Source organism: Pseudomonas sp. 05N431, from assembly GCF_056397005.1.
Genome location: NZ_JBFTMN010000001.1, coordinates 97,286 through 115,318, shown reverse-complemented (window position 1 = coordinate 115,318; position 18,033 = coordinate 97,286). Strand labels below are relative to the sequence as shown.

Here is an 18,033-nt window from a genome sequence, read left to right as displayed (position 1 = left end):
GAGGGATCGACTCGACACTTCACCATCTCTCTAGTGATCAGCGGGTGCCTCGGGTTGAACGAGCAGCGCCTGGGCCAGCTCTTCGTCACTGGCGTTGAGGCCTGGATGATCGCGTCGAGCCTGCATCAACATCGACTCCAGATTGGCGTCGCGAATGGCGCCGCCGCTCGCGACGAAGCTGGAGAGGTCTTCGCGGGCTGGCGTGACGATTTTGTCGTCTCTGAGTGTCGAGTACAGCGACAAGGAAATCCCTGCCGACGTCGCCACATCGCGCGCATCAATGTCGGGCATATGGCGCCTGTGGGCCATGGCCGAACCAAAGGGCAGGCAAAGCAGCACCAGCAATGGAATGAGGAATATACGTCGCATGGCGAGTCCTCCGTATGCATGAGACCTGAATGACCGGCCTTATGTTTTTTGATACGTGGCGTCGGACAGTAGTTCCTGGTCGGTGGTGCATGTCAGCAAAGAGCCCGAGGACCGGGACGTTAGGCCAACGTCATCATCCCGGTGAACCCCGAAGCCTGTCACTGACGTGCGTATGCCTCTAGTGATCGGCAGGTGCCTCGGCTTGAATGAGGATTGCTTGGGCCAGATCTTCGTCGCTGGCCTTGAGGCCTGGGTGTTCAAGTCGAATCCGTTTCAACTCCGACTCCAGATAGGCACCGCGAATGGCACCTCCACTCGCCACGAAGCTGGAAGCGTCATCGCGGGCGGAAACGACCAGTTTGTGGTCCTTGAACGTTGAGTAAAGGGATGCGGAAACACCTGCCGAGGTGGCGACATCGCGTGCATCCACACGGGCAAAGGCCGAACCAAAGGGCAGACAAAGGATTAGCGAAGAGATGACAAGTGTGCGACGCATGACGGCGTCCTCCGAATGGATGAAGCAACGGATGTGCTACATGAATTTGGAGGTGTGACGGCAGTCAGGAGTTCCCCGTTATCAGCATCTGCGCACGTAAAGCAGAGGGAGAAGTGGACGGTCAGGTTGGTGCGTAGCCGCAATGGTTACCTGCTGTCAGTCTGTTGGAATGATTGGGCTGCTGCGGTGTCGACCGCAATAAGTGGAGTCGCCAACATGACTCGGTCAGTAGGTTCGACCATGCGCCTGATCCGGATAGCCACCTGCCTCGCAATTGCCCTTCTCGGGGGGCAGGCGAGCGCGGCTGACGAAGCGCAAAACAAGGAGGTGGCGGTGGACAAGGCACAAGTCCTGGAGCAGAAGACGGCAGAGAAGGGCAGCGTGATGCCGGTACCCAAGGCCGAGGTGATTACGCCCTCTGAAGCGCAGGCGGTCGATCCGGCAGGCAAGGCACCTTTGAAGGATGCAATTACCTGCCTTTCACGCACTATTTTCTGGGAGGCCAAAGGTGGGGAATTGGCCGACATGGAAGCGGTCGCCAATGTTGTGTTGAACCGGCTCGGCCATGAAGGTTTTCCGGGTACGGTGTGCGAGGTGGTCAAGCAAGGTTCGAAAAAGCATGCGTGCCAGTTTTCGTGGTGGTGTGATCGACGCTCGGATCATGCCGACGAAGATGCGCCTTACACGGTTGCCACGGAAGTCGCGCGAAAAGCACTCAATCACCAACTCCCGGACCGAACCCATGGCGCCATGTATTTCCACAGTAAACACGTGAAACCCGAATGGGCCAGGGAATACATCAAGACCGCCGAGACCCGAAAATTTGTCTTCTATAAGCCTCACGACGGTACCGCACGATAGACGCGTTCGCTCAGACTCCGTCAGGATGCAAACGTGGCGAAGCACCTCACGCAGTGCCAGTATGAATGGGAGTTGTCGGCATTTTCCGGGTGCGCAACATGGACACCACCGAGCGCTTGTCATCACTGACCGCCAGCCGTCTGCAAGCGTTGCATCAGGACGGTTTCGTGGTGCTGCCCGGTGTGCTGGATAGCGCCAAAATCAGCGCGTTGCGCCATGCAATAGATGGCCTGAAACCCGAGCACTGGGACTACAGCGGCCTGCTTGATCATTACAAGTGCGTGTTCAACCGTGACCCGTTTTGGCTGCCGTTTCTCGACCTGAACGGGATCATCGAACTGGCCGAAGCGGCCTTGGGAGAGGATTGTCACATCATTGGCCAGACCGCCTGGCGCTGCCATCCCGGCTTTATCGGTGCTCAATTGCACCTGGATTACCTGGTGATGGAACTGCCGCGAAGCCTGCTGGCCGACCCGGCCTTCGAGTTGCCGATGCAGATCTGCACCGCGCAACTCTACCTCGACGATATCGATACCGACCTCAGTCCTACCCGGGTGATCCCCGGTAGCCACCGAGCCGGGCGCGCGCCTGCTCGCGGCGAAAACCAGTGGCATGGCTGTATCGCGAAACCAGTGCTGTGTCGGGCCGGGGATGCTCTGATGTTTCGCAGTGAGCTGTGGCACGCCGGTAGCGACAACCGAACCCCCGACCGCGTGCGCTACCTGTTGCAGGTACACTACGGCCGGCGGATGGTGGCGCAGAAGTTCTCGCCTTACCTGCACTGGCGCTTCAACCCAGCCGTGCTGGCCGCCGCGACGCCGCGTCAACGGCGCCTGTTGGGGGAGCATCGGGAAGCGGAATATGACTGATATTTCAAGGAAGAACAGACTGATGCCTAAAGCGGTTTTCGTCAGCAGAACCATTCTATTTGGAGATTGCGACCCGGCAGGTGTGGTTTACACCCCGCGATTTTCATATTTTGCAGTGGAAGCCATTTATACGGCGCTTGATAGATGGCTGGGAGTGCCCGGACTCAGAACGCTGATGGGGTTCGATATATTGCCGCCGGTGCGCGCCATGTCATTGGAGCTGCTAAGGCCTTTGACGTGGGACGACGAGTTGAGCATCAAGGTCAGCGTGGAGAAACTAGGGACTCATTCCTTCACTTTTTTAGTCGAGGGCTTCCTCAACAGTGACATGTTGTCTTTCACCGCCAATGTCACTCACGTGTGTATTTCACCCGAAACCAAAGAGGTTGTAGCCATGCCAGCAGCGCTGAGGGCGCTACTGTCATGAACATCCTCGCTGCGTTTTTTTGCGCGGAGAGTGCTCTGATTTCGACAATGAGCAGAGCGGGTTTTTCGCAACCCAGGTGGCGTCATTTGTAGATCGGTACTGACCCCGACCCGGTCCTCTGCAAGGATTCTGCTCGTAGACGCTCGCCCAACTCAGCAATCTTTGCCTCTCCGGCTTTCAACGCTTTCAGGCTGGTGTGAACGGAGTAGCTGCCCATCTTCAGGTCGTGCGGGTGAGGAATCGCCGATCCCAGAACAAACACCGCGTCTTGCTGATCTCCGGCCTCGAGTTTCAATGCACTGTTACCTGGCGTGAAGGCGACGAGTTCTCCGGCCTGGATAAGCTCAGGAGAATGCAGCGCACCCCGACTGACGCTGAGCCAAAGCACCTCGTGCCCAGACGGTGGCTGGTATTCCCAGCGTTGGCCCGCAGCCAGTGTCACCAACAGATAGTTCAGGCCCGAGGGCGCACGTACAGGGCTTTGGATACCCTGGTAGTTTCCGACGATGACACGCGCCGGCCCAACCTGTGGGATGGCAGGTGCCTCCAGGTACTGGCTGTCGACAGATGCGTTTTCCAGGTCCGCCGGTAGCGCGACCCACAGCTGAAACCCCTGGATCCGCTTTGATGTGCCGGCAGACATTTCTTTACCATGCCAGACCCCCGCGCCTGCACGCATCCATTCGACTCCACCGTAGCCAATGAATCCGGAACCTGAATCCGGATCGTCAAAGCGCAGGTTGCCTTCAGTGATCACGGTAATGGTCGCGATCCCCGAGTGGGGATGCAGCGGCATGTTGCCGATGAACGAGGTATCCGCTGCGAACAGGTCGAGAAACACAAACGGCTTGAGTAACTGCCCCAGGTCCGAGGGACTCATGAGCCGAACAATCGGGCCGTGCCCATGACCACGGGTGCGCAGGTTGATGCTGCGCGAGGCAGGGACTTGAGGAAAGGCGAGGGGACTCAATGTCGTTGTTGAAAGTGTCATGTAGCACCCTTGGATGGTTTGGCGTGGATTCCAGCGTATCCAGCCGGTGATACATTGATAAGTGCTTATAATCGGCTTTGACTCGTCCATTTTTGGAAGTAATGCGATGCTGGATCTCAATGAAATTGCGATGTTTGTCCAGGTGGTGCAGGCGGGCAGTTTTGCCAGCGCGGCGCGCCGCATGGGCATGCCGGCCAATACCCTGAGCCGCCGTATCAGTCAGCTGGAAGAGCATTTGGAGGTGCGTTTGTTGCAGCGCTCCACGCGTAAACTGGTGCTGACCGAGGCGGGACGATCACTGCACGATCGCAGTGCAACGCAGGTCAATGACCTGATCGAGGCGGCTCGCCATTTGGCAGGGGAGAGCCAGGAACCGAGCGGCGCTGTGCGGGTTGCGGCCCCCGCCGATTTTTTCGACGTTTATCTGATGGACTGGGTCGCGGAATTCTTTCAACAGTATCCCGGTGTGCAGTTGGACTTTCTGCTCAGCGATAGCCGGGACGACCTGATCGACAAAGGGATCGATGTCGCTATCAGAGCCGGTGATTTGCCGGACTCCAGTCTGGTCGCGCGAAGGGTCGGCACTGGAAGCCAGGTGTTGGCCGCCAGCCCCGGTTATTTGCAGGTTCACGGCACGCCGGACACGGTGCGGGCATTGTCGATGCACGAATGTATTCGACGCTCCAGGCAGGCGCCGCGCACCGCCTGGAATCTCGACGGGCCACGAGGCTTCGTCAGTGTCGAGGTGACGGGCCGGTTTAGTGCCAACACTGCACAGGCTCAGTTGAAGGCAGCTATTGCTGGCTTGGGCATTTGCCTGTTGCCGATGGCGATCTTGCGCGACAGTTTGCAGGCCGGGCGGCTGATTCAGGTGTTGCCCGAGCATGGGCGCTTCAACAATGGCTTGCACATCGTCTATCCCAGCCGTCGGCAGGTGCCGCGAGCGGTCAGTGTTTTCGTCGAGCAGCTCATCAAGCATTTACGGGAGGACGCTCTGACTGAAGGCGAGTGATCTCAAGCGTTGCTGGGCCGGCTTAGCCCTTGAGGGCTCCTAGAACCAGGTCTCCATCTGCACTCCGAATTGCCAGACCCCGCCAGACTTGAAGCCCTTCTGACCAAAATCGTCTGTTGCACTGAAGTTATCGAGGTCCCTGGACCAGTTCATGTACGTGGCGAACAGACGCAATTCAGGGCGAGCGAAGAAGTCTCCGGTTTGTGCCTTGAAAGTGGGCGCCAACGTGAATTTCCAGTAGTCACCATTGGCTGTTTGTCGGTCCTTATAGCCAAGCGCGTTCAGGTCCATCCTCTGCCAGCTCAGCTCATATTGCATTTCGAAGTTGCTGCTCAGTTCGTTGGCCAGGCGCATGTTGAGCGTCACATAGCGATAGTCGTCGCCAGGGACATAGCGATCCTTGCTGCGCTCGGCAATCATCGCGGGTGCGATGCTCCAATCCCGGTTCAGGCGAGTATGGCCATAGAGCGCCAGCCGCACGGTCTGAGCCTCGTCCAGCAGGTCGCCATCGGCACCGATGCTATTGACCTCCGCCCCCAACCCTTGGCCATACAGCAGCGCAGCTTTGAAGTAGCCCTCACGGCCGAAAAAGTCAGGTTGATGGTAGGCGAGCATGCCGTGCGAACCGCTTTCGGCAGGGATGAATCCTGCCTTGTTCACCCGGGTATTTGTGGTGAATGCGTGGTGGCTCTTTTCGTTCAGGCTGGCATCGTTCTGGCGCGAGGAAATGCCATTGAGCATGACTTGCCAGCGACCCTCATCGAAAAATTGATTGAGGGTGGCGACATAGCTCCTGATGTCCTTGTTTTCCTCAGTACCGAAGTCGCCGTAGGAACGGCTCATCAGCGATGCATTGATGCGCCAGTCTTCGGTCAGGCGCACGTCGTAGATACCGCCACCGGTCCCGGCAAGGAACACGATCCCTCTGTCGAGCCAATGGACGTCGAAATTGTCCCGATCAAAGCGCTTGCCGGCCCACAGCGTTGCATCGCGCAACAGCGGGTTGTCTCGAAAGGACGCCAGATGGTCCAGTTCGGCGTAGACCTGCCGTACGTTGAGTGAACTTTCTGCTGCGGTCCAGTCATTGGGTGTTTCGAGACCGTCGGCGAGCATCAGCGTGTATTTCGAATGCGTACCGTTGCCGGCTTGGCTTTCCTTCGAAAATTTCGCCTCCACGTAGGTATCGACTTCATTGCCAAGCCTGCCAACGGCTCCCCCCACGGAGCCTGCGGGAGTGACGTAGGGGCCGCCATGACCGGCACCTGATCCGTTGGTCACTATCCCGGAGCGGGCATAGCCACCAAACGTGAAGCCATCGCTCAGACGCTCGGTCGAACTGGCTGAAGACGCGGTCGTTGGGGGAGGGTTTTCAAGGACCTGCTGGTTCGCCTCTATCCGGGCAACGCGCTCGTTGAGGGAGGCTTGTGTGATCGCCGGCGGGGGGATCGCGATTTGCCGATTGAGTTGCTCGACTTCCTTGCGCAATCGAGCTGCGTCAGCTTCTGCCAGCAAGGCTCTGGCCTCGGCGACGGAGGTTCTGGCTTCAAGCCTGGCAAGACGCTCCTCAATGCTTTGCACCGGTGCGGCGAGCAGTTGAGTGGAGAGAAAAAGCAAAGAAAAGCCAGCCAAAGGCCGACAGACCACAGCACTCATAGGTAACCCTCTTGTTTTTGTATTCGGGTACTGCAAAGACCTGTTGAACAGATCCTTATCCCCACCCCTGGTACTCGGATCCACTTGACAACGAGCAGGGAGAGGACGCGTAATGCGCTGCGATGTTAACGTTAACTTAAATAAAAACAAGAGGGTCGTCACATGCAGCTATCAGTCAAACGTGAGTACTGGCTCATCAGTGGTTTACTGTTTTTCTTCTTTTTTTCGTGGTCATCCAGCTACTCGCTGTTCTCGATATGGCTTCATCGAGTCATCGGTCTGAATGGAACGGAAACCGGGTTTATTTTTGCCGCCAACGCTATTGCGGCACTGCTGATTCAGCCGTTCTATGGCGCTCTTCAGGATCGACTTGGCCTGTCGAAAAAACTGCTGGTATGGATTGGTGTACTGCTCTGCGCCTCGGCGCCATTTGCGATCTACGTATACGCCAACCTTTTGGCCCAGAACGTGGTGTTGGGAGCCGTGGTCGGCGCGGCTTTCCTGGCGTTCGCCATGCTCGCAGGCGTAGGTGTCATCGAGTCCTATACGGAACGACTGTCGCGTCACGCGGGTTTCGAGTTTGGCACCACCAGAATGTGGGGTTCGCTGGGTTGGGCGAGTGCGACAGGCGTCGTTGGTGTGGTCTTCAACATTGACCCGAACATTGCGTTTTACATGAGCAGTGCCGCCGGGGTCGTGTTCTTGCTGATCCTGTTCCGCCTGGATCTGAAGCGCTTCAACAAACCAGAAGCGCAAGCGGGTGGCGAAGCCAGCAAACCCGTGCGGCTTAACGATCTTTGGAAGTTGCTGACACTGCCGCGCTTCTGGGCGTTCAGCTTGTACCTGACCGGCGTTTGTGGAATCTACATGATCTACGAACAGCAGTTTCCGGTGTATTTCTCCTCGTTTTTCTCAACCCCGGAGGAGGGCACACGAGCCTATGGCTACCTGAATTCATCCCAGGTTCTGCTCGAGGCGGTCTTGATGTTGTTCGCGCCATGGGTGGTCGGTCGTACAGGCGCCAAGTACGGATTGATCCTGGCTGGCAGCATCATGTTCGTCCGCATTCTTGGCTCCGGATTGGCAACGGATGCCTGGACCATCGCCGCTTGCAAGATGTTGCACGCCCTTGAAGTCCCGATCCTGCTGGTCTCGGTATTCAAATACATTTCGTTGAACTTCGATTCACGGCTGTCGGCCTCGATTTATCTGGTGGGGTTCCAGTTCGCCCAGCAATTGACCGCGATGCTGCTGTCGCCACTTGTGGGATACGGCTACGACCATGTTGGCTTCTCGAGCGTTTACGTAGCGATGGCTGGCCTGGTAGGCAGTTGCCTGCTGCTGTCATGGTCGTTGTTACGTGCGGATCCTGCCCGCCAATCATCCCGGGCAAGCGCTCTTGATTCGATAGAGCTTCCTGCCATGGCTCAATCAGCCAACCGTTACGAACCCTAGTAAGGATCAAGCCATGCACGCTGCACTGCTGGAAAAAGCGCATCGCGCCATCGAAAAAAAACTACCCGAACGTGGCAACGACTATCGCCTCGGCTATCACCTGTCGCCCCCGGTCGGATGGATGAATGACCCAAATGGGCTGGTCTATTTTCAAGGCGAATACCACGTGTTCTATCAGCATCACCCTTACTCCGCGCAGTGGGGGCCGATGTATTGGGGGCACGCCAAGAGCCGCAATCTGGTGCATTGGGAGCATCAGCCCATCGCGCTGGCCCCCAGCGATCCCTACGATCGAGACGGTTGTTTTTCAGGGTCGGCGGTTGTTTGCGGCGATACGCTTTATCTGATCTACACCGGGCACACCTGGTTAGGGGAACCGGGTGATGACCAGAAAATTCACCAGGTCCAATGCCTGGCCAGCAGTACGAATGGCCTCACGTTCACCAAACATGGGCCGGTGATCGAAACGCCACCGCATCCGGACATCATGCATTTTCGCGACCCGAAGGTCTGGAAGCGCGCAGACCAATGGTGGATGGCGCTTGGTGCTCGTCAGGGGGACGACCCGCAGCTTTTGCTCTATCGCTCCGAGGATCTGCATCAGTGGGAATACCTCGGCTGTGCCCTGGATGGCCAGCGTGAGTCCGACGGTTACATGTGGGAGTGTCCGGACGTATTCGAAGTGGATGGATGCGACGTTTTTCTGTACTCGCCGCAAGGCTTAAAGCCTAGCGGATACGACAACTGGAACAAATTCCAGAACAGCTATCGATTGGGCGTGCTGGATGACTCCGGCTATTTCACTGAGAGAGGCGAGCTCCACGAACTCGATCACGGTCACGATTTTTATGCCGCGCAGACCCTGTTGGCGCCGGACGGACGCCGTCTGCTCTGGGCGTGGATGGACATGTGGGACAGCCCTATGCCGAGTCAGGCGCAACACTGGTGCGGTGCGCTGTCGTTGCCACGTGAGTTGAGCCGCGATGGCGAGCGGCTGCGTATGCGTCCGGCTCGTGAGCTGACAGCGCTACGGCAGTCACTACAAATGCTGCAGGTCGGCGCGGTCGAATCCCGGAGCCGCACACTTGATGTTCGTGGCGCCCTGCTGGAGTTTGAGCTTGAGCTGGATCTGGCAGACAGCACCGCCGAGCGCTTTGGCCTGGCGCTGCGCTGTAGCGAAGACCAGCAGGAACGGACATTGCTGTATTTCGATGCCATGTCCCGACGCCTGGTCCTCGACAGGCAGCACTCGGGTGCTGGCGTGAGCGGTGTTCGTAGCGTTCCGGTGAAAGCGGAGCAAACGCGGATTGCACTGCGGATTTTTCTCGATCGCTCGTCCATCGAGGTGTTTGTCGACGATGGCGTCTATAGCTTGAGCAGTCGGATTTATCCGCGGCCCGACAGCCTGGGTGTCAGCGCTTTTGCGGTCAACGGGGCAGGGGTGTTCGGGGAGATTTCTGTCTGGAGCCTGGCCGATCTCAAGCTTTGAGTACCCCTGGCAGACCATTCGTGCCGCCTGCTGCCGGGCATCGTGTTGTCATGCTTTTGCCAAGCATGACATGATGCCCGGCCAGACAAGCAATGGCACCCGCGAATGGCTTCAGTTAAAGATGTCGCACGGCTGGCGGGGGTTTCCCTCATGACCGTATCCAGGGCGCTCAACACCCCGGAAAAGCTGAACCAGGAAACGCTGGCGAAAGTTCGTCAAGCGGTCGAGGCCCTCGGATACGTCCCCAGTCTTTCTGCGCGCAAGATCCGTGGCGGTCACTCCAGTGGCAAGACTATTGGAGTCTTCGCGCTGGATACCGCGACAACCCCTTTCGCTGTAGAAATGCTGCTTTCAATGGAGCGCACGGCACGAGAAAACGGCTGGAACGTCTTTATTCTCAACGTGTTCGAGGCTCCGCCGAGTCAGCAAACCATCGACCTGATGCTGTCGCATCAGCCCGACGGGATCATCTTCAGCGCCATGCAGCTTCGTACCGTCGAGATTCCCCAGGTGCTCCGCAGCCTGCCGCTGGTGCTCAGCAATTGCATGAGTTCAGAGCCAGGCGTGGCCTGTTATGTACCCGATGACGAAGACGGTCAGTACCAGGCCGTGCGGCAAGCGCTGAAGCGTGGTTACCGACATCCGTTGTGCATCAACCTGCCGCAAAGCAGCCTCGCCTGGGAGTTGCGCCAGCAGGGATTGGTTCGCGCCCTGGCAGAGGGCGGTGTGTCCCTGGACAGTGTTCCCCAATACAACCTGTCGACTGATGACGCCTATGAGGAAACGGTTGTAGCGCTGGAGCAGCAATTGCGTGAGTCGGATGGAAAGCCGACCTTCGATCTGCTTATTTGTGGCAACGACCGCATTGCGTTGGTCGCTTATCAATACCTGCTCAGTCGTGGCCTGCGTATTCCCGCCGAGGTGGCCGTACTTGGCTACGACAATATGATCGGTGTTGCCGAGTTGTTCTATCCACCGCTGAGCACCGTGCAACTCCCGTATTACGAAATGGGCCGGCGTGCCGCTCAGCACTTGATCGAAAGCAGGAATGAGCCTTCTATTCATAGGGTTTCATGTCCCCTCGTGGAGCGTAAATCCTGGTGATCGCTGCCACAGAGCACGCTGTAGATCTTCAAAGCGGTAAGTAACACCTGATGAGGAGCAGAACTTGAAGAAAGCCGCAGTACTAACCGTCGCCTTGATTCTCAATACAGGCGTATTCAGTGCGTCCGCAGAAGCGGCCGGCGATGCTGAAGCGGGTGGGAAATTCTTTAACCGAATATGCGGCGGTTGCCATCAAGTGGGCGATTCAGCCCGGGGTTCTTTTGGTCCGCAACTCAATGGCATTTTTGGGCGCCATGCCGGCAGCACGACGGACTACCAGTACTCCACCGCGATGAAATCATCAGGCGTGGTCTGGACCCGCGAAACGCTGGCCGCCTACATCGAAGCACCGAAAAAAGTAGTCCCCGGGACGCGCATGATCTTCTGGGGGCTCAGTGATCAGGAAAAGATCGAAAACCTGTTGGCCTACCTTCAGACGTTTCAGCCGCAATAATCCGTAGCTCAGCAAAGTCATCCCCATAAAGTCGGACAGAAGGCATTTTGCTGGCCCCCAGGCCTCAAAATTACCGCCAAAATCACTTTATTTTCAGGCGGTTAGGCGGAATGCAAATACGCAATGTATTGATCGTGCCGATCTCGCTGGTACTGGCGAGCATTGCGCTCTCTGTCCAGGCAAGAGAGTTGATGCCCAATGATCGGTTTATGTGCAGTTGGGGGGCGGGTACTGCGGCAAGGGCCCAGGAACTCAAGCTGTCCGGGGTCTCGCTGTATGCCGCTCGCCAGAAGATCCAGGCGTACAAGTTCAGCAAGGGCTGGATGCGAATGATGGCCATGGGCATCACCGAGCAAACCTACGACAGTCAATCGAAGTTCAAGCCCGAGGCTGTCCGGCAGAGTTTCTATGAAGAGTGCGTCAGGTATAAGTTGGCGCGTAAATGACCTTCGCCCCGTAGTTACAACCCGGTATCGGGTGGCGTTATCCGTGCCAGCATCACCGTATATTCTTCGGCTGCAATTTGACGAAATTTCATTCGGGTGATGGCTTGACGTTGCAGGTCATTGTCATCGGGGAAAAGGCGGACGGCCGCGTTCTGGACGACCGCATCGGGTGACTCGATCCGTGGAAACGGTCCGTCGTACTTGTCGGGGGAATCCCCGGTTGGCACCGCCGGGGTATCGAGTGCCCGCACCAGCAGGAAAACCGGGACGACATCCGCCAGCCCCACCGGAAGCAGCCTGGCCGCGTTTTCCCCCAGATGGCGCCGCACGATAGCCTGGGAGCCCAGGCGCAAGGTGAACCTGAAGGGGAATCCGCTGCGGATTGAAAGCAATACCGGATCCGCCGCAGCCACCTGCTCGATCGAATTGATGCCCTCTGACTCCAGCGTCGCAACCACAGGCAGAGTCACGCCTTCAAGGACAAGCAATTTGTCTGAACTGCCGTCCCTTTTGTCCTGCTCGGTGAGTTGGGGAAAGCCCAGTCTTCGCACGATCTTCATCAGCGGATCTATCGGTAAGGTACCCAAGGCAAAGGCAGTGACGATATGCGGGCCATCTCCAGCGCCGGCATTCATGATCACCATTGCCAGCGGAATGGCCAGAAACAGGCGCAGGGAGTACCAATACACATCGGAAATGTTCAGTGACTTGCGGCGGATACTGAGGACGGAGTCGCTAACGACAAACATGAAAGCCCCCGCCAGCGAGCTGACCAGCAGTGGAATCCCGAGCTTATACACGCACGCTACTTTAAGCGTGTTGTCGCAGTTGGGGATGACATAGTTGGACGCGACCAAGGCTGCCGCGGCATAAGCCACCACCAAGAGAATGATGAAAGGCACAATGAACGGCACCAATCCATATTGCTCATGGTAGATCCGCGCAAACAAACGCTCGCACAGCTCCGGATTCTTGTCGGAGCAGGCTCGCCAATCATCGACTGAACCGCTGGGCCCCAGTTTTCCTTCGTCTTGAAGTGAATGAATCAGACTGGTCGACCAGAAGCGTTGCAGATAGGCCGCCAGGGCGCCGCCCTTCAAGCTGTTCTGGAATTCGCTGTAGCGGGTAAACCAGCCCAGGCTCAGAAACATGATGAGTGGGGCGCCACAGATCACCGTGGCAAAGGCAGTGAGGACCACCACCAGCTGGAGGATTGCGCCATCAAGTCCGACCACCTCCACCATGAACAACCGACCGACACCATTAATGAGCAACAGAATCAGCGCAAGCAGCAGGGCCCGTTGCCGTGGTCTCAGGTGCGATTCGTTGAACAGATAAGTCCTGCGTCTACCGCCATAAGGCTCTTCCATGGGCTTGTTCACCGGACTGCTCCTGCCGACCTGAGGTGTTTCTACGGATAACGCTAGCAATGGAAACGGGTTAGTCCAGAATGTCATCACTGCATGTTAGGTTGTTTTTGAATAACGCCACTCTCGGACTGGAAACGGCGGCTCAAATCATCGAGGGTATGCGCTGGATTCGCGACAGGTCCGGACAATGAGGTCAATGAATAGGCCTGACACCGTGACGCTTCCGTTTTCCCAGCGTCTATGACTTTTATAGCCAGTGTTGGCTCTCGGCATCTTGGAAGAGGGAGATATTTATGATCGTTAAACCGCGCGTTCGTGGTTTTGTTTGTGTGACTACCCACCCCACTGGCTGCAAAGCCAACGTCAAGAATCAGATCGACTACGTCCGTGCGCAAGGACAGATCACCGACGGTCCAAAGAATGTCCTGGTGCTTGGTGCATCGACCGGCTACGGACTGGCTGCGCGCATCACCGCGGCCTTTGGTTGCGGCGCCAAGACGCTGGGTGTGTTCTTCGAACGTGAAAGCGTCGAGGGCAAGCTCGGCACCGCCGGCTGGTACAACACCGCGGCCTTCCATACGTTCGCCGAATCGGAAGGTCTCTACGCCAAGAGCATCAACGGTGATGCGTTCTCCGATGAAATCAAGCGCCTGACCATCGAGACCATCAAGCGCGACCTGGGCAAGATCGATCTGGTGGTCTACAGCCTCGCGGCACCGCGTCGTACCGATCCGAAAACCGGTGAAGTCTACAGCTCGACGCTCAAGCCGGTCGGCAAGTCGGTTACCCAGCGCGGCCTGAACACCGACAAGGAAGAGGTCAACGTGACCACCTTGGCCGAAGCGACCCAGGAAGAAATCGACGGTACCGTCAAGGTCATGGGTGGCGAAGACTGGCAGATGTGGATCGATGCCCTGCACGAAGCGGGCGTTCTGGCCGAGGGTGCGAAAACTACTGCGTTCACTTACCTGGGCGAAAAGCTGACCCACGACATTTACTGGAATGGCTCGATTGGCGCGGCGAAGAAAGACCTGGACCAAAAAGTCCTGAGCATTCGCGAGCGACTGGCGGACCTGGGCGGCGATGCACGGGTTTCGGTATTGAAAGCGGTAGTGACCCAGGCCAGTTCGGCGATCCCGATCATGCCGCTGTATCTGTCCTTGCTGTTCAAGGTCATGAAAGAGCAGGGCACACACGAAGGCTGCATCGAGCAGGTCTACGCGCTCTACAAGGACAGCTTGTTCGGCCATCCTCCGGTCATGGACGAAGAAGGGCGTCTGCGCGCGGATTACAAGGAGCTGGCGCCTGAAGTCCAGGAGCGCGTCAAGCTACTCTGGGATCAGGTCAGCAATGAAAACCTTTACGAACTCACCGACTTTGCCGGTTACAAGGCGGAGTTCCTGCGCCTGTTCGGCTTCGGGATCGAAGGGGTGGACTACGAGGCTGACGTCGATCCGGACGTCAAGATCTCCAACCTGGTCCAGGCTTAAGTCTCAAGGGTAAACAGCTGCCTCGACGTGGTGAACGCGAGGCAGCTGCTGTTTGCTGATCATCGAGCCGTTGCTGGATCGGGTGCTGCATCCTTTTCAGCCTCTGCTTGATGCTCGATCGGCCGAAGCTTGAATCGGCAGACTTTGCCGCCCCGTACCATGCACTCCGTATGGTCGACTTCGCCCCCCCCCAACGTCCCGATCAACGCCAGATCCAGCTCACATACCACCGGATAGGCCGCGGCCAAGCGGTGGAAGACGCAGTTATGCGCGACGATCTCCTTGTCGTCGGATGAGCGAAAGAACACCTCAGCTTCGTATCCCGTCTGGTTCATGTGCTGCACGATTTTTGTTTCGTCAACGACCTGACGTTCATGGTCCAAGGCCAGTTTGCGGCCCATACGGCGCATCAGCGAAGCCAGTTCGACGGGGCCGATGATGTCGGCGACTTCTTCAATCAGCACACTGGCCAGCAACCGATAGTGGCGAGGGAACTGCTCCCGCGCATGGTCTGTGAGCTGATACAGCTGCTCCGGTCGCCGGCCTGTCGGACGGGTTTCGCCGCGCAGCACCAGGCCGTCACGCTCCAGAGCCGCCAGATGCTGGCGTATCGCGGTGCGTGTGACAGCCAGTTGCTCAGCCAACTCGTCAATGCTCATACCGCCCGCGTGGTGCAGCAGCGCATTGAGCAGGTCCTGCTGTGTACGGCCCAATCCTTCAAACATGGTCTGCACTCGCTCGGTATCAGAACTTGTCCGGGAACTGTTTGACCAGTGCCGCCGTCAGCGTGTCGGCCAGCGCCAGTATATGGGTGCGCATCATCTGCCAGGTCTTCGCTTCACCGGCATAGTCGTGCGCGGCAAGCTGGTCGATCTGGGCGACATGGTGGCCGCCGTGAGCTGCCAGCATCGTCACCAGCGTGCTTTCAGGCAGGTTGGGGTTGGCTTTGGCGAGAAATGCCGCAATGGCCTTGGCATTGCTCGTCAGTTCTGCGACAGCGGCCTGCTGGCCCTTCTTGTCTTTGGCGACAGTGGCATCGCTGTAATGTTTCACCGCACCCCAGTGACCGGCAAGCAGCTTGAGCAGTTGATCGGCAGCGGGCTGGCCATACAGCGGAGCAAGGCTGTTGGCGATGCGGGTTGCGTTGTCTACCACCTGAGCGGCGGCGACCTGGGCTTGTTGATGGTTAGCGGCCTGGTTGGCTATCGCGTAATTTCTGGTCCAGAAAATATGCTCGACCCAAAGGTCACGTATCGACAGGCGTGTAGTGAGCGCAGCGCTTTCGGCTGGTGCAGGCGAGGCGGGGGGAGTTTGACTCCAGGCGGGCTGGGCGCAGAGCGCCAGCAGCAGTAAGGCCAAGGTTTTGATATTCATGACGGCACCCTCTTGTCGTGGGATTGTCCAACAATATCAATTGAAGCATATAAATATGTTTTTATTGGGCGTGGGCCGGATTTGCAGATCAATGGTCGTTTTGTGCGTCGTTACCCCTGCGTTCACCGCCCAGCAAGGCGAGGTCAATCCACTACGAACAGCTTCGCCCCCGTCACCGTCGACGACCGGTGAGACTCCGCATTATCCGCCACCTGATAGCTCATGCCCGGTTTCAATACGAATTGGCGCCCATCTTCGAGTTCAGTGTGCAGCTCACCTTCAAGGCACAGCAGGATGTGGCCCTTCGAGCACCAGTGGTCTGCCAGGTAACCTGCGGTGTATTCGATCATTCGCACGCGAATTGCGCCGAACTGCTGGGTGCGCCAATAGGCGCTGCCGCTTTCGCCAGCGTGGACGGTGGGTTCGACGGTCGACCAGTCGGTGGTGCCGAACGGGATGGCTGCTATATCCATGGCGAGCTCTTGAAGTCAGGAGGGAGAACCGATTTACGCAGCTGGAGGTGGGTTGTCAATTAATGGGATATCTCCAGAAGCTGAACCCAGACTGTCAGCCTGCAATGTTTCATTATGATTCGGCTGATCTGGCGGCGTAGGATGCTTGACTCGGATCGTGCATCGCCTCGTTTCCAGCCAAGGGGAACTGAACAATGAAGTTGAACCTCGTCAAAGTTTTTTTGATCACCGGCACGTTGTTGTTGAGCGCGTGCTCTGGCGTGACAACCAGCAGCTGTTTTTCAGAGGACTGCCATCAATTCGACGGCCGTAGTGCCAACAAGACGAGCTTTGGTGGTAGCCCGATCGGCAACAGCTTTAATCAATACAGTTCGGGGCTGTTGCAGCACGACTGATTGGGTCATTCGCAAACCGGCTACGCCGATGGCAATCATCGGCGTATTGATCTAGTTGCCTTCACAGCCCTAAACATAGGGCTGGCCACTGAATCCCCGTGGGAGTCGTTGCTGGCCCGGCATGTCGCTGAGTCTTTTAATCCAGGACGCACGCCAGTCAATCGACGCATGGGCGACTTTGGCTCTACGGGCTGCTCGGCGTGCAGCGTTGCGAGCGTCTTTTCGGGCTTCCTTGAAGGCGTCGGTATTACGGCAGCTGCGGCATTTGACGCGGGCAAATTCAGTCGTGGACGTGAGGTTGCTGCCATGGCGGCCGCAGGCCAGGTGCCCGGCAGTCTTATAGTGAGTCACCATCGGTGGATCTCCTTCGCAAGGATTTCGGCGTAGCGCAAGGGTCACTTGCCACATCCCTGTCGGTGACTCTGCTCTTCTGTCTGGACTCGCTGCCCGTTCAACGGTGTGAGGAGGGGCAGAGGCTGCGATCCCATTACTATTAATGACACCTGGGTGACCGACGCGTTCGATCTGAAATGTCGAGGGCGTGTATTAGCTCTCGCCATTAAAGGCTCGCTCGAGTGTGGCGATGTCGAGTTTCTTCATCTGCAACATCGCCTGCATGACGCGCTGGGATTTGGCGGTGTCCCTGTCGGTCATCATTTCCGTCATCACCACGGGCACGATTTGCCAGGACAGACCGAACTTGTCCTTGAGCCAGCCGCATTGCTGGGCCTGTTTGTCGCCACCGGCAGACAGCGCATTCCAGAAGTGGTCGATTTCATATTGGGTATGGCAGTTGACCTGGAACGAGATGGCCTCGTTAAAGCGAAACACCGGGCCGCCATTGAGCGCGGTAAAGGTCTGGCCATCGAGCACGAAGCTGACGGTCATCACCGAACCCTCGGGCCGGCCATGGAGTTCGAAACCGGCCTTGCCATAGTGAGTGATGGCGGTAATGGTCGAGTGTTCGAACACCGAACAGTAGAACTGTGCAGCGGCTTCGGCCTGATCGTCGAACCACAGGCAGGGCGTGAGTTTCTGAATGCGCGACATGAAGGTTCTCCTCCAGGAATGATCAGGCTGGACTTTTAGCGTAGTCAGCCGGTGGTCGTCGGGCGTAACCGTCAATCGACAAGATCAGGGTGTCCATCTATTGGAAGTAGTCATAATGACAATTAATTGGGTCATTTAGACCTGCCTGCACTTGAGTCATATTGACTATATAGGCTGCAAAGCGCTGTTTTGCAGGGCTTTGAAAGCTGGCACGCGACTTGATAGTCGATACGTACAACTGAACCGCTTCAGGAG

General features: G+C 57.4%; 21 protein-coding genes. 11 read left to right on the top strand and 10 right to left on the bottom strand.

All coding sequences use genetic code 11. The annotated features are described in order from the left end of the window. Window positions 1–30 precede the first annotated feature (30 nt). Both AC1DIG_RS00545 and AC1DIG_RS00540 read right to left on the bottom strand, forming a co-directional pair. Window positions 31–369 (bottom strand): DUF2388 domain-containing protein, encoded by a 339-nt coding sequence (locus AC1DIG_RS00545; protein WP_477765652.1) that lies wholly within the window; start codon window positions 367–369, stop codon window positions 31–33. 178 nt (window positions 370–547) lie between these two features. Further along, window positions 548–865, bottom strand: coding sequence for a DUF2388 domain-containing protein (locus AC1DIG_RS00540; protein ID WP_054597100.1), 318 nt, complete (start codon window positions 863–865; stop codon window positions 548–550). 240 nt (window positions 866–1,105) lie between these two features. On the opposite strand from AC1DIG_RS00540, the gene AC1DIG_RS00535 reads away from it, so the two are divergent. The 3 genes from AC1DIG_RS00535 (at window position 1,106) to AC1DIG_RS00525 (ending at window position 3,022) form a co-directional block, all read left to right on the top strand. Beyond that, on the top strand, window positions 1,106–1,726 hold the full coding sequence (locus AC1DIG_RS00535) for a cell wall hydrolase (RefSeq protein WP_477766060.1): 621 nt from the start codon (window positions 1,106–1,108) through the stop codon (window positions 1,724–1,726). Window positions 1,727–1,824: 98 nt separating this feature from the next. Beyond that, the gene (locus AC1DIG_RS00530) at window positions 1,825–2,595 is read left to right on the top strand and encodes a phytanoyl-CoA dioxygenase family protein (RefSeq protein ID WP_477765651.1); all 771 of its coding nucleotides are present in this window, start codon (window positions 1,825–1,827) and stop codon (window positions 2,593–2,595) included. A gap of 22 nt (window positions 2,596–2,617) precedes the next feature. After that, on the top strand, window positions 2,618–3,022 hold the full coding sequence (locus AC1DIG_RS00525; RefSeq protein ID WP_477766059.1) for an acyl-CoA thioesterase: 405 nt from the start codon (window positions 2,618–2,620) through the stop codon (window positions 3,020–3,022). Between the two features lie 82 nt (window positions 3,023–3,104). Here AC1DIG_RS00525 and AC1DIG_RS00520 read toward each other — a convergent pair whose 3' ends face one another. Then, entirely contained in the window at window positions 3,105–4,013 is a 909-nt protein-coding gene (locus tag AC1DIG_RS00520; protein WP_477765650.1) for a pirin family protein, read from the bottom strand. Between the two features lie 106 nt (window positions 4,014–4,119). Here AC1DIG_RS00520 and AC1DIG_RS00515 point away from each other — a divergent pair, with 106 nt between their 5' ends. Further along, window positions 4,120–5,025, top strand: a complete 906-nt coding sequence (locus AC1DIG_RS00515; RefSeq protein WP_477765649.1) for a LysR family transcriptional regulator — start codon at window positions 4,120–4,122, stop codon at window positions 5,023–5,025. Window positions 5,026–5,064: 39 nt separating this feature from the next. On the opposite strand, the gene AC1DIG_RS00510 is transcribed toward AC1DIG_RS00515, so the two are convergent. Continuing rightward, entirely contained in the window at window positions 5,065–6,678 is a 1,614-nt protein-coding gene (locus AC1DIG_RS00510; RefSeq protein ID WP_477765648.1) for a carbohydrate porin, read from the bottom strand. 162 nt (window positions 6,679–6,840) lie between these two features. On the opposite strand from AC1DIG_RS00510, the gene AC1DIG_RS00505 reads away from it, so the two are divergent. The 5 genes from AC1DIG_RS00505 to AC1DIG_RS00485 all read left to right on the top strand — a co-directional run bounded on the left by AC1DIG_RS00505 (window position 6,841) and on the right by AC1DIG_RS00485 (window position 11,626). Continuing rightward, window positions 6,841–8,133: an oligosaccharide MFS transporter gene (locus tag AC1DIG_RS00505; RefSeq protein ID WP_477765647.1), complete on the top strand. Its 1,293-nt coding sequence runs from the start codon at window positions 6,841–6,843 to the stop codon at window positions 8,131–8,133. Between the two features lie 13 nt (window positions 8,134–8,146). After that, window positions 8,147–9,622, top strand: a complete 1,476-nt coding sequence (locus tag AC1DIG_RS00500) for a glycoside hydrolase family 32 protein (protein WP_477765646.1) — start codon at window positions 8,147–8,149, stop codon at window positions 9,620–9,622. Window positions 9,623–9,727: 105 nt separating this feature from the next. Next, on the top strand, window positions 9,728–10,726 hold the full coding sequence (locus tag AC1DIG_RS00495) for a LacI family DNA-binding transcriptional regulator (protein ID WP_054597103.1): 999 nt from the start codon (window positions 9,728–9,730) through the stop codon (window positions 10,724–10,726). Between the two features lie 64 nt (window positions 10,727–10,790). Beyond that, on the top strand, window positions 10,791–11,180 hold the full coding sequence (locus tag AC1DIG_RS00490) for a c-type cytochrome (RefSeq protein ID WP_477765645.1): 390 nt from the start codon (window positions 10,791–10,793) through the stop codon (window positions 11,178–11,180). 110 nt (window positions 11,181–11,290) lie between these two features. Then, entirely contained in the window at window positions 11,291–11,626 is a 336-nt protein-coding gene (locus AC1DIG_RS00485) for a hypothetical protein (RefSeq protein WP_477765644.1), read from the top strand. 14 nt (window positions 11,627–11,640) lie between these two features. Here the strand turns inward: AC1DIG_RS00485 and AC1DIG_RS00480 are convergent, their stop codons facing one another. Beyond that, entirely contained in the window at window positions 11,641–13,008 is a 1,368-nt protein-coding gene (locus AC1DIG_RS00480; protein WP_477765643.1) for a hypothetical protein, read from the bottom strand. A 281-nt stretch (window positions 13,009–13,289) separates the two neighbouring features. Here AC1DIG_RS00480 and fabV point away from each other — a divergent pair, with 281 nt between their 5' ends. Beyond that, the gene (gene fabV / locus AC1DIG_RS00475; RefSeq protein ID WP_477765642.1) at window positions 13,290–14,486 is read left to right on the top strand and encodes an enoyl-ACP reductase FabV; all 1,197 of its coding nucleotides are present in this window, start codon (window positions 13,290–13,292) and stop codon (window positions 14,484–14,486) included. A 59-nt stretch (window positions 14,487–14,545) separates the two neighbouring features. On the opposite strand, the gene AC1DIG_RS00470 is transcribed toward fabV, so the two are convergent. The 3 genes from AC1DIG_RS00470 to AC1DIG_RS00460 all read right to left on the bottom strand — a co-directional run bounded on the left by AC1DIG_RS00470 (window position 14,546) and on the right by AC1DIG_RS00460 (window position 16,333). After that, window positions 14,546–15,211: a helix-turn-helix transcriptional regulator gene (locus tag AC1DIG_RS00470; protein ID WP_477765641.1), complete on the bottom strand. Its 666-nt coding sequence runs from the start codon at window positions 15,209–15,211 to the stop codon at window positions 14,546–14,548. 19 nt (window positions 15,212–15,230) lie between these two features. Continuing rightward, on the bottom strand, window positions 15,231–15,860 hold the full coding sequence (locus tag AC1DIG_RS00465; protein ID WP_477765640.1) for a hypothetical protein: 630 nt from the start codon (window positions 15,858–15,860) through the stop codon (window positions 15,231–15,233). A 143-nt stretch (window positions 15,861–16,003) separates the two neighbouring features. Next, window positions 16,004–16,333 (bottom strand): DHCW motif cupin fold protein, encoded by a 330-nt coding sequence (locus AC1DIG_RS00460; RefSeq protein ID WP_477765639.1) that lies wholly within the window; start codon window positions 16,331–16,333, stop codon window positions 16,004–16,006. 194 nt (window positions 16,334–16,527) lie between these two features. Between AC1DIG_RS00460 and AC1DIG_RS00455 the strand changes: the two genes are divergently transcribed. Next, window positions 16,528–16,728 carry a hypothetical protein gene (locus AC1DIG_RS00455; protein WP_477765638.1) on the top strand — a complete coding sequence of 67 codons (201 nt, stop codon included), beginning with the start codon at window positions 16,528–16,530 and terminating at the stop codon, window positions 16,726–16,728. Window positions 16,729–16,797: 69 nt separating this feature from the next. On the opposite strand, the gene AC1DIG_RS00450 is transcribed toward AC1DIG_RS00455, so the two are convergent. Both AC1DIG_RS00450 and AC1DIG_RS00445 read right to left on the bottom strand, forming a co-directional pair. Further along, window positions 16,798–17,082 carry a hypothetical protein gene (locus AC1DIG_RS00450; protein ID WP_477765637.1) on the bottom strand — a complete coding sequence of 95 codons (285 nt, stop codon included), beginning with the start codon at window positions 17,080–17,082 and terminating at the stop codon, window positions 16,798–16,800. Between the two features lie 192 nt (window positions 17,083–17,274). Further along, window positions 17,275–17,778: a VOC family protein gene (locus AC1DIG_RS00445; protein ID WP_477765636.1), complete on the bottom strand. Its 504-nt coding sequence runs from the start codon at window positions 17,776–17,778 to the stop codon at window positions 17,275–17,277. Between the last annotated feature and the right edge of the window lie 255 nt (window positions 17,779–18,033).

What these genes read in the sequence shown, in the direction of transcription:
- AC1DIG_RS00545 (WP_477765652.1), bottom strand. Translation starts at nt 369, where the DNA reads ATGCGACGTATATTCCTCATTCCATTGCTGGTGCTGCTTTGCCTGCCC.
- AC1DIG_RS00540 (WP_054597100.1), bottom strand. Translation starts at nt 865, where the DNA reads ATGCGTCGCACACTTGTCATCTCTTCGCTAATCCTTTGTCTGCCCTTT.
- AC1DIG_RS00535 (WP_477766060.1), top strand. Translation starts at nt 1,106, where the DNA reads ATGCGCCTGATCCGGATAGCCACCTGCCTCGCAATTGCCCTTCTCGGG.
- AC1DIG_RS00530 (WP_477765651.1), top strand. Translation starts at nt 1,825, where the DNA reads ATGGACACCACCGAGCGCTTGTCATCACTGACCGCCAGCCGTCTGCAA.
- AC1DIG_RS00525 (WP_477766059.1), top strand. Translation starts at nt 2,618, where the DNA reads ATGCCTAAAGCGGTTTTCGTCAGCAGAACCATTCTATTTGGAGATTGC.
- AC1DIG_RS00520 (WP_477765650.1), bottom strand. Translation starts at nt 4,013, where the DNA reads ATGACACTTTCAACAACGACATTGAGTCCCCTCGCCTTTCCTCAAGTC.
- AC1DIG_RS00515 (WP_477765649.1), top strand. Translation starts at nt 4,120, where the DNA reads ATGCTGGATCTCAATGAAATTGCGATGTTTGTCCAGGTGGTGCAGGCG.
- AC1DIG_RS00510 (WP_477765648.1), bottom strand. Translation starts at nt 6,678, where the DNA reads ATGAGTGCTGTGGTCTGTCGGCCTTTGGCTGGCTTTTCTTTGCTTTTT.
- AC1DIG_RS00505 (WP_477765647.1), top strand. Translation starts at nt 6,841, where the DNA reads ATGCAGCTATCAGTCAAACGTGAGTACTGGCTCATCAGTGGTTTACTG.
- AC1DIG_RS00500 (WP_477765646.1), top strand. Translation starts at nt 8,147, where the DNA reads ATGCACGCTGCACTGCTGGAAAAAGCGCATCGCGCCATCGAAAAAAAA.
- AC1DIG_RS00495 (WP_054597103.1), top strand. Translation starts at nt 9,728, where the DNA reads ATGGCTTCAGTTAAAGATGTCGCACGGCTGGCGGGGGTTTCCCTCATG.
- AC1DIG_RS00485 (WP_477765644.1), top strand. Translation starts at nt 11,291, where the DNA reads ATGCAAATACGCAATGTATTGATCGTGCCGATCTCGCTGGTACTGGCG.
- fabV (WP_477765642.1), top strand. Translation starts at nt 13,290, where the DNA reads ATGATCGTTAAACCGCGCGTTCGTGGTTTTGTTTGTGTGACTACCCAC.
- AC1DIG_RS00470 (WP_477765641.1), bottom strand. Translation starts at nt 15,211, where the DNA reads ATGTTTGAAGGATTGGGCCGTACACAGCAGGACCTGCTCAATGCGCTG.
- AC1DIG_RS00465 (WP_477765640.1), bottom strand. Translation starts at nt 15,860, where the DNA reads ATGAATATCAAAACCTTGGCCTTACTGCTGCTGGCGCTCTGCGCCCAG.
- AC1DIG_RS00460 (WP_477765639.1), bottom strand. Translation starts at nt 16,333, where the DNA reads ATGGATATAGCAGCCATCCCGTTCGGCACCACCGACTGGTCGACCGTC.
- AC1DIG_RS00455 (WP_477765638.1), top strand. Translation starts at nt 16,528, where the DNA reads ATGAAGTTGAACCTCGTCAAAGTTTTTTTGATCACCGGCACGTTGTTG.
- AC1DIG_RS00450 (WP_477765637.1), bottom strand. Translation starts at nt 17,082, where the DNA reads ATGGTGACTCACTATAAGACTGCCGGGCACCTGGCCTGCGGCCGCCAT.
- AC1DIG_RS00445 (WP_477765636.1), bottom strand. Translation starts at nt 17,778, where the DNA reads ATGTCGCGCATTCAGAAACTCACGCCCTGCCTGTGGTTCGACGATCAG.